This is a genomic window from Niastella soli (assembly GCF_017742245.1).
Taxonomy (GTDB): domain Bacteria; phylum Bacteroidota; class Bacteroidia; order Chitinophagales; family Chitinophagaceae; genus Niastella; species Niastella soli.
Window position 1 is genome coordinate 2,277,549 of record NZ_JAGHKO010000001.1, and the last position, 16,096, is coordinate 2,293,644.

The following is a 16,096-nucleotide window of genomic DNA, read 5'->3' on the forward strand; positions in this document are numbered from 1 at the left end:
GCAAGCTTTTAATGGTTAATAAGAGCGATTGTTTACCAACAAATACCTTCATAATTGGATAAGGTTTCCAATTCATGAATTCTCGCCAGATCTATTATCGCAGTTTTCTCTTTCAGCAAATGGCGATAGGTTTGCGCGTCGAAATTTTTATGGCTTATAATTACTACATCGTTTTCCGAAATAGCAGTTTCCAGATTGTAGGTAAGATGTTCAGATAAATGGGGCAGCCGTTCATTAATGTATGCCTTGTTGGCGCCGATAAGTTTTGATAATCGTACATATTCATCATATATAGTAACATGGTACCCTTTCCCTATCAGGGTTTCTGCCAGTTCAACATAAGGACTGAATCTCAGGTCATCTGTGCCCTCTTTAAAACTCAATCCTACCAGACACACTTTTTTCTTGCCCGTACTGCTTATTAATTCAAAAGCTTTTTTCTTATGCTGTTCATTGCTGGAATTGATCATGGCCAGCACGGGGGTGTCCAGGTAATTATCGTGTCCCATAGTCACCAGGCCTTTCAGGTCTTTTGGCAGGCACGAGCCACCATAAACAAAACCTGGTTTCATGTAAGCTGGTGAAATGTTCAGTCTGGTGTCTTTGCAAAACAGTTCCATCACTTTAAATGGATCAATGGTCAGTGCTTTGCAAATGGTGGCTATTTCATTGGTGAACGCGATCTTTAATGCATGAAATGAGTTATTCACATATTTGATGATCTCGGCAACTTTAACATCTGTTATTTCAATGGGCGCTTGCAGGCTGCTATATATAGCAGTCACTTGCTCCATAGCGTAGGTATTATCGCCACCAATTACGGTAACTGCGGGGTGGTAATAATCATGCACGGCGGTACCCTCCCGTAAAAATTCGGGATTTGATACTACTGAAAAACTTTCGCCTCTTTTCTTTCCGGAGAATTCTTCAACGATCTTACCATAGCGGTAATTGGTTCCTGGTACTACTGTGCTTCGGATAACCACGGTATGAAAACTGTCTTTCGTTTTTAGAGCTTTGCCTATTTGTTCCGCAGTTTTAAAAATGTATGAAAGATCCAGGTGCCCGTTCGTGGAGGGAGGGGTGCCCACGCAAATGATACTTATTTCTGTATTATGCACTGCCTCTTCGGGGCATTCTGTAGCTGAAATGCGGCCATTCTCAAAGCCTTCAAGGATGATGTTGTTAATGTCTTTTTCAATGATAGTAGGTTTGCCCTGATTGATGAGATCAACTTTAAAACTACTTATGTCTACACCAATCACTTCATGTCCGTTTTTTGCGAGGCAACCAAGACTTACGCAGCCGACATATCCTAATCCAAAAATTGAAATTTGCATAGTACTTATAATTTATAGCGATTGATCTGCTCTTTCATGAATGCGGTCATATCATCCCATTGATTGAGCAATTTGTTTCTGATCCTTGTTTGTTTTTCAGCATTGAATTTTTTTTCGAGGGCTTTGTTTATAAAAGGCAATGCACTTTCTGCTGGTAAATGTTCCAGCATACCTAACTGTTTTAGCATATCATTCGCCTTCATTTTCCTTATACCGCAGTATACGCTTGGCACACCAAGCATGGCTCCTTCCCTTGCCATACTATCGCCCGATGAAATAACCATTCTCGAATAGTAAATAAGGGAGTGGATATCTTCCACGGGCTCCTGCAAAATGATCCAGTGTTTCGGGTACCTGCTTTTGTAACTTTTATCTTCCAGTGATAAAACGACTTTTTTGTTTGGATTTATTTTTCCGGCAAAACCACCAATGATACCATCCTGCTGGTTATAATAGTTGAAGGATTTATTACTCACTTCCCGAACGAAAATATAATCATGGGGAGTAAGCCCATATTTGTCTGGAATTTTTTCGGCCGGATGAAACCGGTTTGGGCTTAGGTAACTCCACTCTTTCAAACAATTAAAAACTGATATCTTATGGTTCTTTTTAACAATAGGGGGGAAGAACAATTGTGACGACAGGCTGGCATTGATCTGGTTTACCTGCTTTCTTTCAGGATCATCATAGAATTGTATTATCGGAATACCAGCTATTTTACAAGCCAGGGCCAACGGTATGCTGCTTGCCGCCACACATATATTGTACTTGCCTTTTTTTATCAGATCTAAAAAGAATAGGGTGCGTTTTATATTACCATTCCAAAGTATCGACCACCGGGTACCGTGGCTGCTTCCCACCGGTATTAATTGGAAATTGGGATACTCAGATTTGATAATGTTAGGAAGTTTTCCTCTTTGCAAATAGCAGATGGTTACTTCCCAGTTTTCCTGCCGCAACTCATTGGTAAGTCCTTTAAATAAATTCAGCTGGGCAGGGTGTTTGATGTCAAAGAGGATCTTCATATGTACTAAATGTCAAGTTTCTGTATGCGGTCTTCACCAAAGAACAGGTCTTTGTACCAGGCGCGATCTTTTTTCGATTGATTGCCCCGGTGATGCAATCTTTGCATGGTAGAATGCCAAACACCCGTTAACCGGCAGATATTTTCTGCACTGGAGGCGCCTTCTAAAAAGCCAAACCGGGGAATGGTAAAGCTTTCGCGAAGCAATGCCGGGGTCAGATATTTTGGTTGGGAAGAGAATGCCAACCGGTAATTCAATGTCTTTAATATTTTTATTTCCCGCCGGCTAAAATCACCATTTGGATAAGCAAAATAGGCAACCTCTTTTCCTATCCAGGATTCCAGCTTCTGGCGTGATCCCTTTAACTCTTCATAAACCTGTGTTTCGGGACAGTTGATCAATATCGGGTGTGTTTGCGTGTGGGAGCCAATTGTAACATAAGGTGAGCTTGCCACCATTTTAACCTGATCTACGGTCATGGCATCCCGGCCGGGATAAACCATCTGTTTAATTTCCTTCAGTATTTTGATCCGTTCTTCTTCCGGCATTTTTTTCAAGGCATGTTTTGAAAAGCTGGTCAGGCCCTGCCGCCTTGCCTGGGTTACATATGACCACCAATAGGCACCCTCTTCGGCGGGAGTGGTGGAAACAAAAATGGTTACAGGCACTTTGTTCCTGTTCGCCACTTCCACTACATTGGTCACATTGGTTTGCCAGCCATCATCAACCGTGAGCAATACGGCTCCTTTTGGAAATGGGATTTGCCCATTTATTATTTTCTCAATGTCGTGGGGGCTTATGAATTTAAATCCCTTATTCTTTAGCCACCTGATCGAAAATTCAAATTCATCTTTTGCCGGTTTGTGATAATAAAGGGAGAGAATACATTCAGTGTCCAGTGCCTTTCTGGTTGCTTGCTTTACACGGCCTGTCAGGATCAACGTATTGGCTGCAAAATATCCCAGCAGGTTTCTGAAATTTTTGTTCATAACTAAATGAATAAGGGGTCATAAATCAATTTTTAATTGCCATTGGTTCCGTGGTAACCGGTTTAACATGGCTGTTAGGAATACTGGAGAATTCATAGGTTTCTGAAATTGATCTTTTATATACGTCAACAAGGCGCCTGGCAACTGTATGCATGTCGAGTCCGAGATCAATGATGCGTTGCCGGCCATTGGTTCTGCCTTTGATATGGGCGATATTTAATGCCATGCTGATCTTTTCGGCAAAATCCTTTGGATCAAATGAGGCCAGGAAGCATCCGCTGGTGTCGCCTAAAACCCATCTTACATCGCCAACATCAGTTGCTACGATGGGACAGTTACACGCCATCGCTTCTTTAATTACGTTGGGCGAACCTTCCATAAATGACGGGAATACCAATACATCCGCTTCATTCAAATACCAGGGTATATCGTCATGCGATACGGGGTATGGGGAGATCAGTTCTACATACTCCATGCCCGGTTGTTGAACAGCTGCCTGCGCCAGGGAAAAGTTCTTGCCAACTTTGGTCCTGCTACCAAGAAACAGCACTTTCTTTTTCCCATTGGCAATTAAGTGGCCGTTATTCTCATTTTGCTGCGGTTTGAATTTTTGAAGATCTACTCCATTGGGGATAATGAATGACTTCTGCTTCCTATATACTGACTCGGAGATATTGGATGATTTGGAAATGATGGCGCTAACAAATGGCTGTATCAACCAGGTGAGAAACGAAGAGATCCTGCTTTTGAAAACCACTTTGTTATTTCCCTTGTATTCGCCATTGGCGTCGGTGCCCATTAAAGACAAGACAACGGGCGTTTTTCTTCCCGCGCCAATCAGCGCAGTCCAACCACAATAAGTGAAGTGCGCATGAATGAGGTTATAATGTTTCTTAGCCAGCAATTTTCGAAGCCTGAGCCCGGCTTTTACATAGCCTAATAATCCTTTCCCGACAACCGGGAAATAATCAACGTGTACACCCTCACTTTTCAACGACTCGCCCTGATCTTTAATAAAGGGAATGATGTCGAAATCTTTATTATTGCCGCTGCAAACAAATAACACTTTCATAGTCATAATATCATGGTAATAAAATACTTGGTTTGCCTTTTTTTAGTTCTTCTTCTGATAAAACATCCTGGTAAGTTTGCGCAAATGCTTTTCCCATTCTTTCGAGCGCGAACGAGGTTTCAATGATCCTTCTGCCCGCCTTTCCAAAAGCGGAGCATTTTTCCGGATCATCTATCAGACCGGTGATCAATTCGATGATCTCTTTTTCTGTTTGTTGGCCCACCAGGTACCCGTTCTTCCCATGGTGTACCAGTTCTTTTGTGCCGCCAACTTCATTTGCAATAACAGGTTTGGAAAGGCTCATGTATTCAATGATGGAATTTGAAATTCCTTCTCCGCTTATTTTGTTGGAAAAAAGCACCCCAACTGTACAACTATTCACCAATGCCTCTACATCACTAATTCTACCGGTTAGTATTATTCTGGGGCTTCTGATTGCCAGTCCACCCGCTCGCTCAACGTCTGACAGGTTATTGCCGTCACCCACTGCAACAAAGGTGATATCATCCCTGGTTTGAATGATCTGTTCGGCAAGTCTGAAAAATAATGGATAGTCTTTTTTGTTTGAAAAGGACGCGACCATTATCACTGCATAGGGAGTTTTGATACCATATTTTAATTTTATTGATTCAGGCGAGCACAGATTTTGAAAACGATTAAGATTTATGCCATTATAAATTACCTTGGTTTTTTTTGCTGGTGGTTTGAACGCATTCAAACCTGCCTGCGAGTTTGAAATAATGGTATTTGAAACACTAAAGTTGATCAGATCAATTACCCCATTGATCGACCACCTTGTTACGTCGGTTGGGGCACCGGTAATTTGACTATTAACAAGTGGTATTCCCTGGCCTATAGCGGCGGGGAGTGCAAAAAATGATTGCATACGGCCCCACGTGTGAATAATATCCGGGTTGAACTGTTTGCATTTTTTATAGAATTTATAAAAAACGCTGAGATCGTGTTTTTTCCAGGATTTTCGAATAACCTGGTAATTAACATTTAGCTTATAAAAGGAAGGATATTCAATCATAGGATCGGTCACTACAACCATTAAATCATATTGTTCTTTACTTTGCAGATAGGTAAGCAGCTCTATAAGCCGCCTTTCTTTCCCCCCGCCTTTTAAACTCCCAATAAAAAAGAGAATCCGGGTTTTTTGATTAAGTGTCATGTCAGAGAATTTTTACTTTACAATGTTTGCTATGCAGGGGCATTGAGAAAAGTACTACTGGTGATGGGCTTGTCTGTCTTTGAAAGATAGCTTAGAAGTTGCTGGGTTACTATTCTGTAACTATGATAGTGTGCTACGTATTGCCGGGCATTTTCCGACATTAGCTCATACTGTTCCTTTGACATGGTAGCATGTTGCCGGCACAGATCAAATACGTCGTTGTAAACAACGCCAAGTTTATGATTCGAGATAATGGAATCTGGATTAACATTTACGGTTGATAATACGGGTGTTCCAACCGCCCATGCTTCCAAAAAGGTATTACTGAATCCCTCAAAGCGGGAAGTGTTCAATAAAAATTTTGCCTTAGCCAGAAAAGGGAGCACCTGCGCTCTTTCTAAAAAACCAGGGAACTTAACATTCGGTAACTGTTGAAGTTTTTTAAGATACTTAGTAGTTTCTTCATCACTGTTTGAACCGGCCTTTCCCGCAACCAAAAACTGTTCATGTTTTAAAAGGTTGGCAATTTCATATAACAACTTGAGGTTTTTAGGATATCTATAGAGGCCAAGCCAGGCTATATAACCTTGGGAGTGATCATCCGAAGGGAGTTCCTGATTTATCAAATAAAACGGATTTAGGATTTTTATGGCCGATTTACGAGGATATTTCTTTTTGATCTTTAATAACTGATAATTGTTTTGACACAAAATATGATGTGTCATTTTGAGTCCCCAATACAGGATGAAGTGATGCATGGCGGAATAAGTGTCGCGGAAGCGTTTGTCTAAATGTGCGTCGCTCGAAATGCGTTGAATATATTTAACGTCTAACATCCGGCAAGTCAATGCAAGAAATAAGGTTATCCAGCCTGCGATGCCCGAATAGATATAATCAGGTTTTGTCTCTTTGATCTTTTTATAAGTGTAGGGCAGCCGGTAATAGAGCCACCGGAACCAACGAATACCTTTATTGAAGTTGTACATTGGGACAATCTTAATGTTCCGGCATTCTTCTTTCAATACTGTGGTCTTGTCGATCTTCGTCATAACCAGTACTTCCTGTCCTTCTGCCAATAGACCCAGGATCCAGCCATAAGTTTGAACGGACGAACCACCTGTTGGTTTTTCATTCACCTGCATCAGGTTAATGATCTTCTCATCGATAAATAAGAACCTTGCCATTGCTTTGCTATTGAGAATGAGGAATTGTGTTTAGACGATTTCGGGTTGTTTGAAAATATAGACTTGCTCTTCTGTTACCTCTTCCTGTTTCGACACAGGTAACATAAGTACCAACATTTGCAATACAGATGCGGCGCTTTCGGTATACCGGCCGCTACCGGTATACGCCAGAAATGTTGCGCAACAAAACAAAATGATCAATCGCTCCTGGTATGTCTTTGATGCCATGAAAGATTTCAGGAATGCAGTACCCATCATAAGCAGGTAAAGGGTTAAGCCGATCAGTCCGCTCGAATGGGTGATGCTGGTTAGATCGCCATGCAGGCTTCGGTCGCCCAGGATGCCATACCCATAGTTGCCGGAGCTGTTAAACAGGTCATAGCCGGTCCAGGGGCTATAAGCGTGATAAACAAACATGTCATTATAAAGAATCTCATATTCAAGGAAGCGTTTTTCCTCTGCGAGGTCCCGGTCGTCCAGTTTTCTGAGTTCTACGCGTTGTTTAAACTCGCTCATGAAATCAGTTTGGCTATAAACGAAATAACCAATAGCTCCTAAAAGGGCCAGACCTGCCAGAAGCACCTTTGCTTTTTCCCTGGTTAACATGGTCATCAGGTTAATGATAATGGCCAGCGCGCTTAAACTCATAACGGTGCGTCGCAATGAGAGCATGACGAGGAAGAAGGCAACAATGGCAACTCCCAGGTAGAGGCCTTTTCTTTCGTTAATGCCTCTGTTAAGCACAATAAAAATGGCGAATGGTAAGGTGTTAAAGGCCGCAGCATACAGGTAGCCATATAAAATACCCGACTTTATCCCATACATTTCTGCTGGCGCAAACTTATACACGGTGGCCGCCATTGAATTCATTATAAAAAGTATAAGGATCAGGAGCGCTGCCTGTGATAATTCCCGGTATATTACTTCGGCCGGATATTTTTTGTAAACCGCTGCTATTATCGGGACTGAGGAGAAAAACCAGATCACCGAGAAAACATAGGGCCGTATGAGTACCAGGTCATTCGATCTGCTCAACAGCATCAGAAAATAAATTATTAACAGAACAGCCCAGATATTCTCCCGAAAGAAGCTACTGTTCCTTATCATTTGTAATAAAATGATGAGCGTTACTATTCCGTAATAGAGAAAGGCGGGTGATACATCGCTGACAACTTGTCCGGCAAAAAAGATCACAGGTATATACAGAATACTGAACTCACTCTTTTTGACTAGTAGGTACGCCGCAAAAGCATATATGAATAGGACTTTAGCGACCAGGAAAAACGAATCCATAGTTTTCTTCTTGTCAGTTGATAATAATTGAAAAACGTTCCCGGGTAACACGGGCAAATTTTAGATAGAATGCATCTCCTGAAAGATATTCCCTGGCATATTGCAGCGTTTTTATCCGCATTTGATTCAGTTTTCTGTAATTGGATAATAGTGATTCCAGGGATGTAGTCAGTTCTTCCAGGCTGTCTGATTTTATAACGAAGCCGTTATCGCCATTGTAAATATTGATCTTGGTGCCACAGGTATCGGTACAGATCACCGGAAGGCCGTAACCCATAGCCTCATTCACTGAGATGGAATATGGTTCATTGACGGCCGGTAACACAAAAATGTTATGAGATGCATACAATGTTGACATCTGGTTAAAAGGAACATTTTGTTTTAATTCAACCCGGTCGTCTAGTTCAAAGTCTTGTGCCGCTGCTTTAATTTTCATAAAACGGGTCAGTTGTTCCTCATTGGCGCATTCACCGGCAATAGTAGCGCTGAAGAGGTACCGGTTCTTCAGGTTATCCAGTGCCTGCAGAAAAAGCATATGCTTCTTTCTTTCCTGATGATATTTACCAATCATAAGAATTTTAGGCCCTTCATTTGGAATGTCTTTTCTGCAGGCATCTTCTGGACAAATGTTAACCGGCAAGGGAACGTGATATATATACCTGTGCCAGCCTTTTTCTTCCCGTGAATTACTGCTTTTTATGGGAGTTATCCAGGCTGCCCTAAAAAAGTTTATGGTAAGTTTTTGTTTTAAAAGCGCTTTCCGTGATCTGGATCTTAACAGGTCTTCCTGGGTATAAAAAATAATCCTTGCTTTTATGAGCAATGCAAAAAAAGCTGCCAGTTGAGAAAATAATTTATAAGGATCACGGATCACAACTATTTGTGGCCGTAGTTGCTTCATGGCCTTCCAGTAGGCTGAGATATCTGGGAAATAGAACCTCTTGTTTGACTGGCCTTTGTCGAATTTCTTTTCAATTAACCGGCTTAACCAGCTTTGTTTGTAACAAATCGGTTTTACCAGGCTATGATCTTCGGTGGCGCCAATGCAGGCTACATGAAAAAATACTTCGTGTTTTTTTTCCAGCAATATTTTTATGATCTGAACCTGGTTGGTATGAAACCGGGGAGCCACAAAAAGTATTTTCATGTGGGTGTTGTTTAGGTTGCTAGTTTTTGCTGAAGGCTTTATCAGATTTTAGGAATTTTATGGAGGTTACGATCTGCCATAACTCCTGTCTTTCTGTTTTGCTCAACCCACAGAAATAAAACACGCTCAAAGAAGTAATAAAAGCCGTGGGGGCCAGCAGGACCAGCTGATAGAATGTAACAACCCCCGTTAGGCTGGCTAGCCATACTGCCGTGCCCAATAAAATAAAGGAAGTTATAATGGGCCTGAAATTGATATTGAACATAGTCCGTGCGCCCAATTGCATGATACCGGCCAGTATTTTTCGTTGTCCGATAAATAAAAACAACCGGCTGATGATTAGGGCGAGGCAAAGGCCGGTAATGCCCCATTTGCTTGCCAACAGAATGCCGAAACTTGCAAAAAGAACGCCTGAGATAAGCGTAAGGAAAACTTTTTTCTTTATATCCAGGGTGGCGTTAATTATGCAGGCATCGTTTTTTACGTAGGTGTCCTGCATGATGGTGATCATGATCATCACGTTGGCCAATTGACCTGCAAAATGTTCTTTACCTACCCATACTTTTAAAAACGAGTGGTTGAATATTATAACGGTTACACCGAATGCGGTTGTCAGCAACAAGGTAACACTGTGTATTTTTTTTCGAACACTGTTTATTTTGTCATATTCTTTTAAGCCCAGCAGCTTTCCCACTCCTGGCATTATTCCCAGTATCAACCTGTTGATGATCCCCTGTAAAGCCATTGGAATAAACTTGGTAAGGGTGTAGTAGGTAACAGTTACCGGATTGGTAATGATCCCTAATAATAGTTTGTCGCTGTTGTTGTTCACTACATTGGCGCCTGCATCTGCCAGGTACCAGGCGCTTAATTTCCCGAACCGTAAAATATTCGCACGGGTTGGCCTTTTGATACCAAACCAGCCAATATTCTTTTTTACAACTATATAAAAGGAGATGCCTACAAGGAGGGTGTCAAACAACTGAACAGCTGCCAGTCCGGCCAAACCCAATCCTATTTTAATGACCAGTACTTTTAATCCACCGCCAATGATCACGATGCCTGCCCGTAACCCCATCCTTTTAAAAGAAAGGTTCATGCCTCGAAGGATCGCTTCAAATAATTCAAAGAATTTGAAAATGATCAGCGAGAAAACCAGCAGGGCGCAAGTGGTCCTGATCAATGTATAATGTGCCGGGCCGGCGTGTGTAATTATGGGAGCATACCAGGAAATAACGGCGCCGCCAATTAATATCACAGGCATTAGTAGCAATAATACTATGAACGCGGCGCCTGTATCGCTTCTTAACTCATCAGTAGTAGCCACATCCTTTTTTTGTGCAACTGTCCATTTTAAAACCTGCGATGCCCGGGTATCGGCAATATTGATATATCCTGTTAACTGGCCCAGCATTTGCCAGATACCGAATAAGGAGGGGCCTAACCCACCAACAATAAATGGATTTACAAACAACCCGGTAAGCCGGTTGGCTATATAATCCAATAGACTGGAGAGCGTATTCAGATAAGCACGCTGTTTCAGATTTTCCTTTTTGCCTTCACTTTTCTGACTGATGGCAATTCCTTCCGTTGACTTATTTATCAATGGTTCCGTGATCATTGTAAGATGGATATTTAACAGGCGTTAGTTATGCATGAGCGAATTCCAGATGTTCCATAGCATAGAATTCCTTATGCCATTTTATGAAGGTTTCAATGCCAGCCTGTATAGAGGTGGTGGGTTTATAGTTAAAGTTGGTAGCAAGCGAGCTTATATCTGCCCAGGTAGTTTGAACTTCGCATTTTTCTCCGGTCTTCATTTCAATGATGGCCTTCTTTTCGCAATTCCTTTCTATTTCCATTACCAGGTCCATTAGTGCTACAGGGTTATCGTTGCCGATATTATAGATCCGGTAGGGCGCCATGGAACTGGAAGGATTGGCCTGTACTGCATTCCATTGAGGATCAGGAGTGGCAGGTTTGTCCAGTACGCGCACAATGCCCTCAACAATATCATCTACATAAGTGAAATCCCGGTTCATTTGTCCTCCGTTGTAAACCGTAATGGGTTGTTCTTTCATAATGGCGTTTGCAAAGAGGAAATAGGCCATGTCTGGCCGGCCCCAGGGCCCATACACCGTAAAAAATCGTAAACCGGTAGTGGGTATATTGAATAAATAGCTATACACATGCGCCATCAGTTCATTCGATTTTTTGGTTGCCGCATACAGTGATATAGGATGGGCTATACTTTGATCAACGGAGAAAGGCATTTGTTCATTTAATCCATATACACTGGATGAGCTTGCGTACACCAGGTGTTGAACGGGGTATTGCCTGCAGGCTTCCAGAATATTGAGAAATCCTACAACGTTTGATTGAACACATACCTCGGGGTGGTTGATGGAATATCGTACCCCTGCCTGGGCTGCAAGGTGAACTACCATATCGAATTTCTCTTTACTGAACAGGTGCAGGATGTCAGGTTTATCTTCCAGGTTCAGTTTAATGAAACGGTAATTGGGGTACTTGTTACTTCTTACTATTACATTCCGTTCAATGCTATGCCTGTAAATGCCATTCTCTGCCAGTCGTGCATATTTTAAGTTTGGATCATAATATTCATTGATGTTATCAAGGCCTACTACATTTTCTCCGCGTTCCAGCAATTTCCTGGTAAGAAAATATCCGATGAATCCCGCGCTACCTGTTATCAGTATGTTCATACCCTTATTTTTTTATCTTTTTTTGATGAAAAGTGAAATATCTTCTGGAGTTTGGATCTTTTGTTTTCGCGGTCGCGATAAACGTTTTCGTATCCATATCCGTAACTATAGCCATACATGCCTTTCAAAATGCCTCTCGATCTGATTCCATTAAATACAATGCGTGGATTCTTTAATGCCTTGAATTTATTGTTGTTGTCGAGTATTTGCACCATGGTTTTTGGGGTGCGGTTATGCCTGATCACAAACAGGGTAATATCGCAGAACTCTGAGAATGTATAAGAGTCTGAAACCGGGTCAATGGGGGAGGCATCCAACACCACGTAATCGAAGTTGTCGCTGAGATAAGCGATCAGGATGTCGAGCCTGCCACTCAGGATCAATTCCCGGGAATTTTCTTCACCCCGACCGGCACTCACTACTGACAAACTTTTGAGTTCTGTGGTCATAATAATTTCCTCGGGTGTTTTTGACCCATCCAGGAATTCTGCCACCCCTGCATGTTGGTCAATACCCATTATAGCAGATGTTCTGGGTTTTCTAATATCGAGATCAACCAGTACTACTTTATTACCTGCCAGTGCAAGGCTGGTAGCCAGGTTAGTGCTTACATAGGTTTTGCCTTCGCCGGGAATACTGGAAGTACACAGTATTCTTTTTATGTTGATCTCTTTTTTGCGGCCAAATAAACCAATCGAGGCACGGAGGTGCCGGAACTGCTCGGCAACAATGGAAACCTTGGAGCTGCTTTTAAGCAAAGATTCTTTGTCCCTGTTTACCGAGATCTCTGCAATCACCGGCACGTTAGTGAGCGATTCAATTTCAGACCTGAACAAAATCTTTTTGTTCATCATTTCTTTAAGAGATACAATACCGATGCCCAATCCGCCAAAAACAGCCAGAGCGCCACAATAAACCATCATTTTTTTGGGGCTCACGGGTACTGCGGAGGTGCCGGCCATATCAACGATCTTGCTGTCTGAATTGGCGCTTGAACTGGCCAATGCGGTTTGTTCACGCTTTTCGAGCAGGTAACTATAAATTCCTTTCTTTATCGCCTGCTCGCGGCTGATGGTCATCAGCTCCCGTTCCTTTTGTGGAATGGTGCGCAGCTCCGAGTTATAGCCATTGCTTATAGATGTCAGGTTGCGTCTGCCTGCATCCATGCTGAGGCGATAGTTTTTTAATTTTTCCAGTACTAATGGTCGCAGTTGTTCGATCTCTTTTTGTACGCCAATAGCATACGGGTTATTTTCAGCCGTGGTTTTCAACAAAGTTTCATATTCCACCTTTTTGGTGGTTAGTTTTTGCATCAGGTCAATCAGTACCGCATCGGCGATCCCCAATGTAGCAGGTACCAGGTCTCCTTTGTTGGATCTTGAGTTGACGTATTCTTCCATTTCATCAAGGGCTGCCATCTGCATGCTCAGGTCGGCTATTTTCCGGTCATTATCGCCCACGTTTTGCAGATACATCTTACCCTGTTCTCCCAGGTCAACCACGCCTTTATCGGTTCTGAACGTTTGCACCACACTTTCTATAGAGTCCAGCTCTTTTTCTACTTTTTCCAGGCGTACTTCAATAAATTCAAGCGTGTTTGCTGCCATTCCCTGTTTTTCCAGTATGGATTGCCGGTTATAAGCGATCAGCAGTTTATTCAGAATATCCTCACCCCGTTGTGGTATCTCATCCCGTAACGTAAGGTCAATAGTGGTTGACAATTTATTGGGTGAGCTTACAACCAGGTTTAGAAGAATACCTGGGGATATATCTTTAGGCCTGTTCAAGGAGAAGAGCAGGGGGCCCACCGGGGCTGTTGTTTGCTTTTCGTTTGGAATGAACTTCAGTTCACCCCAGCGCGTGTTGCACCATACTCTGAGTGGGTATTTCTTATTCTCAATTACCACTTCCTTTACTTTGTCATTGTACCCGTTATTGACAAGCTGCCGCTCTTTAGGGGTGTAATAATTTACAGACAAAGCAATATCAGTATCCCCGGTCTCTGTCAACTCGTCTGGGTTCTTCACCACAATAGAGACCGGAGAACTGACGTAGGCGGAGGTCTCATTAAACTTCCACTGGCTGAAATCGGCGCCTTCGTGTATTGGCGCATATAACAGCAACTGCTCAATTACTTGCTCTATCAGTTTTCTTGAATGAAGGACCTCTATTTCATTTTCAGCAATATTTTTAGTGGGATAAATTTGCAGTGCTTCCATAGAGCCTGATTCATCTACGCCCTTTTTTTCATCTTTAACCATTACGGTGGCATTGCTTTCATACACCGGCACTGCCCATAAATGCAGGTAAACCCATGCGGTCCCAATGCCAACAACAATAAGTATTAAGAATAAAGGCCAATAAGGCAAATACCAGTTAATTATCAGTGAAGCGATGTTCTTTTCGCTCTTCGAGTTTAAATTAGCTTGCATAATTAATTTCTTGTAATGTGGTCAACCATAACAACAGTCAGAGAAAGGGCGCTTAAAATAGCGGGCAGCCAGGTTTTCGCGTTACCGCTTGCATTTACTTTAGCTTTATTTGGCTCTACGTAAATGATATCGTTTGTTTTGAGGTAATAATAGGGCGATTGCAGCACCCCATTGGAATTCAGATCAAGCCGTTTGGTAATTCTTTTTCCACCGTCTTCCCTTATCAGAACTACATTATCTCTTTTTGCATACACCGTCATATCGCCGGCAAAGCCCAATGCTTCCAGAATATTTATTTTTTCATCGGGCACATTGATCACCATGGGGCGGGCCACTTCACCCAGCACTGTTACTTTAAAATTCAGGTACCGTACGCTAACCACCGGTTGCATGAGGAGTTTATTGTCGATGAGAACGTTGGTTATTTTTTCTTTCAATTCCTTTTTTGTAAACCCGGCTGCTTTTACCCGGCCAAGCATGGGAATATCTATATACCCATCCTGATCAACCAGGTATCCAGAGGCCTGGGTACTGGTATAGCCAACCACCTGCGTTGATACGGAAGCGGTGGTATTAAAGAGTTGGCTTGCGGTGGCATTGGGACTGGTGACCGTTATACTAAGCAGGTCATTTCTTTGAATAACGGGTTCCAGCTTGTCTAAAATGCTAACTTCCGAATCTTTGGCATCTTTCAGATAAACAACATTTTTAGTACTGGCACAGGATGAGATCAAGAGACTGCAAAACAATACTGCCAGGGCAGTCCTGTAAAAACAGTTTGGTTGGATAACCCTGTTTTTTTTTTGTTTGTACTCAGCGTTCACGGTAATTAAAATTGAAGTGAGAAAATGTATGTCAGTGGATGAAGAACAGATTGGTTATTTTTCAGCGTTTGCTTTTAACTACTTCAACATGTGTTTTTGGTATTTCGGCTATCATCACATATCCTAAAGAAGGTAATAAAACCCTTACCGTCTTATCAAGCACTTCAATCACTTTTCCTTCCTGCTCAATAAAAATACCATACTTAACACGTATGGTATCGTTGATGCCAACTTCTAATTTCTCCAATCGCACATTAATGTGGTCAATTAGGAAGTTTTTGATCAACTCAATTTCTGAATCACGTATCACAGCGGGCTTACCCATCCAGCTCACATAATTGAGAACACCCTCAGTTTGTAATACAGGTATTCGCTCTTTATCACTTAATCTTACAAATACATAACAGGTGAATAACGGTTCCTCTATAATTTTTTTACGGTCGCTCCATTGGCGAACGACTCTATTTAGGGGGCAATAATTTTCAATTTTTTTTCGTGTTAAAAGGTCCGCAACTTTCTTCTCCCACTTGGCATGCGTGTACACAGCATACCAGTATTTTGCAGGTTCCATAAGTAATAATTTTGTGAAGGTTGTACTATAAAAACTTGTATCGCTTTTGCTGCATCTTTATGGGAAGAACATAAGGCTCCGCCTATCATAACCCCGTTATCGGGGGTTTAGACATAGTAATGCTTATATCCTTTTATAGGGATGGTTAAACCTTTAAGGCTACTACTGGGTAAAGAAAAATTTTACGGGATTGTGGATAATGGACGAAAAGGAACAGGTACGCAGACGCAGGATATATGTATTCTAAGCTAGGTGTATTGGAAGTACATTGATGTACGATCTTATTAAAACTTCAAACTGCTGGTTCAACAAATGGCTC

At 42.0% G+C, this 16,096-nt stretch carries 13 protein-coding genes; all 13 read right to left on the reverse strand.

Annotated features, from left to right (window positions below; translation table 11 throughout):
* Positions 1-32: 32 nt before the first annotated feature.
* The 13 genes from J7I42_RS09565 to J7I42_RS09625 all read right to left on the reverse strand — a co-directional run bounded on the left by J7I42_RS09565 (position 33) and on the right by J7I42_RS09625 (position 15,777).
* The gene (locus tag J7I42_RS09565; protein WP_209138548.1) at positions 33-1,340 is read right to left on the reverse strand and encodes a nucleotide sugar dehydrogenase; all 1,308 of its coding nucleotides are present in this window, start codon (positions 1,338-1,340) and stop codon (positions 33-35) included.
* Positions 1,341-1,345: 5 nt separating this feature from the next.
* On the reverse strand, positions 1,346-2,365 hold the full coding sequence (locus J7I42_RS09570) for a DUF354 domain-containing protein (RefSeq protein ID WP_209138549.1): 1,020 nt from the start codon (positions 2,363-2,365) through the stop codon (positions 1,346-1,348).
* Between the two features lie 5 nt (positions 2,366-2,370).
* Complete coding sequence (locus J7I42_RS09575; protein ID WP_209138550.1) at positions 2,371-3,354, reverse strand: polysaccharide deacetylase family protein; 984 nt, start codon at positions 3,352-3,354, stop codon at positions 2,371-2,373.
* Between the two features lie 25 nt (positions 3,355-3,379).
* Positions 3,380-4,426, reverse strand: coding sequence for a glycosyltransferase family 4 protein (locus J7I42_RS09580; RefSeq protein ID WP_209138551.1), 1,047 nt, complete (start codon positions 4,424-4,426; stop codon positions 3,380-3,382).
* 10 nt (positions 4,427-4,436) lie between these two features.
* Complete coding sequence (locus J7I42_RS09585) at positions 4,437-5,600, reverse strand: glycosyltransferase family 4 protein (protein ID WP_209138552.1); 1,164 nt, start codon at positions 5,598-5,600, stop codon at positions 4,437-4,439.
* Positions 5,601-5,629: 29 nt separating this feature from the next.
* Positions 5,630-6,784: a glycosyltransferase family 4 protein gene (locus tag J7I42_RS09590; RefSeq protein ID WP_209138553.1), complete on the reverse strand. Its 1,155-nt coding sequence runs from the start codon at positions 6,782-6,784 to the stop codon at positions 5,630-5,632.
* Between the two features lie 30 nt (positions 6,785-6,814).
* Positions 6,815-8,077: a hypothetical protein gene (locus J7I42_RS09595; protein WP_209138554.1), complete on the reverse strand. Its 1,263-nt coding sequence runs from the start codon at positions 8,075-8,077 to the stop codon at positions 6,815-6,817.
* Positions 8,078-8,090: 13 nt separating this feature from the next.
* A complete protein-coding gene (locus J7I42_RS09600; RefSeq protein ID WP_209138555.1) occupies positions 8,091-9,224 on the reverse strand; it encodes a glycosyltransferase family 4 protein in 1,134 nt (377 codons plus the stop codon).
* A gap of 19 nt (positions 9,225-9,243) precedes the next feature.
* Positions 9,244-10,845: a lipopolysaccharide biosynthesis protein gene (locus tag J7I42_RS09605; RefSeq protein ID WP_209138556.1), complete on the reverse strand. Its 1,602-nt coding sequence runs from the start codon at positions 10,843-10,845 to the stop codon at positions 9,244-9,246.
* A gap of 28 nt (positions 10,846-10,873) precedes the next feature.
* Positions 10,874-11,950 (reverse strand): NAD-dependent epimerase, encoded by a 1,077-nt coding sequence (locus tag J7I42_RS09610; protein WP_209138557.1) that lies wholly within the window; start codon positions 11,948-11,950, stop codon positions 10,874-10,876.
* Positions 11,947-14,382, reverse strand: coding sequence for a GumC family protein (locus tag J7I42_RS09615; RefSeq protein ID WP_209138558.1), 2,436 nt, complete (start codon positions 14,380-14,382; stop codon positions 11,947-11,949). Before J7I42_RS09615 ends, J7I42_RS09610 begins: the two co-directional genes overlap by 4 nt.
* 2 nt (positions 14,383-14,384) lie before the next feature.
* Positions 14,385-15,116, reverse strand: a complete 732-nt coding sequence (locus J7I42_RS09620; RefSeq protein ID WP_209138559.1) for a polysaccharide biosynthesis/export family protein — start codon at positions 15,114-15,116, stop codon at positions 14,385-14,387.
* Positions 15,117-15,267: 151 nt separating this feature from the next.
* Positions 15,268-15,777 carry a UpxY family transcription antiterminator gene (locus J7I42_RS09625; RefSeq protein ID WP_209138560.1) on the reverse strand — a complete coding sequence of 170 codons (510 nt, stop codon included), beginning with the start codon at positions 15,775-15,777 and terminating at the stop codon, positions 15,268-15,270.
* Between the last annotated feature and the right edge of the window lie 319 nt (positions 15,778-16,096).

What these genes read in the sequence shown, in the direction of transcription:
- J7I42_RS09575 (WP_209138550.1), bottom strand. Translation starts at nt 3,354, where the DNA reads ATGAACAAAAATTTCAGAAACCTGCTGGGATATTTTGCAGCCAATACG.
- J7I42_RS09625 (WP_209138560.1), bottom strand. Translation starts at nt 15,777, where the DNA reads ATGGAACCTGCAAAATACTGGTATGCTGTGTACACGCATGCCAAGTGG.
- J7I42_RS09610 (WP_209138557.1), bottom strand. Translation starts at nt 11,950, where the DNA reads ATGAACATACTGATAACAGGTAGCGCGGGATTCATCGGATATTTTCTT.
- J7I42_RS09565 (WP_209138548.1), bottom strand. Translation starts at nt 1,340, where the DNA reads ATGCAAATTTCAATTTTTGGATTAGGATATGTCGGCTGCGTAAGTCTT.
- J7I42_RS09595 (WP_209138554.1), bottom strand. Translation starts at nt 8,077, where the DNA reads ATGGATTCGTTTTTCCTGGTCGCTAAAGTCCTATTCATATATGCTTTT.
- J7I42_RS09570 (WP_209138549.1), bottom strand. Translation starts at nt 2,365, where the DNA reads ATGAAGATCCTCTTTGACATCAAACACCCTGCCCAGCTGAATTTATTT.
- J7I42_RS09590 (WP_209138553.1), bottom strand. Translation starts at nt 6,784, where the DNA reads ATGGCAAGGTTCTTATTTATCGATGAGAAGATCATTAACCTGATGCAG.
- J7I42_RS09585 (WP_209138552.1), bottom strand. Translation starts at nt 5,600, where the DNA reads ATGACACTTAATCAAAAAACCCGGATTCTCTTTTTTATTGGGAGTTTA.
- J7I42_RS09615 (WP_209138558.1), bottom strand. Translation starts at nt 14,382, where the DNA reads ATGCAAGCTAATTTAAACTCGAAGAGCGAAAAGAACATCGCTTCACTG.
- J7I42_RS09605 (WP_209138556.1), bottom strand. Translation starts at nt 10,845, where the DNA reads ATGATCACGGAACCATTGATAAATAAGTCAACGGAAGGAATTGCCATC.
- J7I42_RS09600 (WP_209138555.1), bottom strand. Translation starts at nt 9,224, where the DNA reads ATGAAAATACTTTTTGTGGCTCCCCGGTTTCATACCAACCAGGTTCAG.
- J7I42_RS09580 (WP_209138551.1), bottom strand. Translation starts at nt 4,426, where the DNA reads ATGAAAGTGTTATTTGTTTGCAGCGGCAATAATAAAGATTTCGACATC.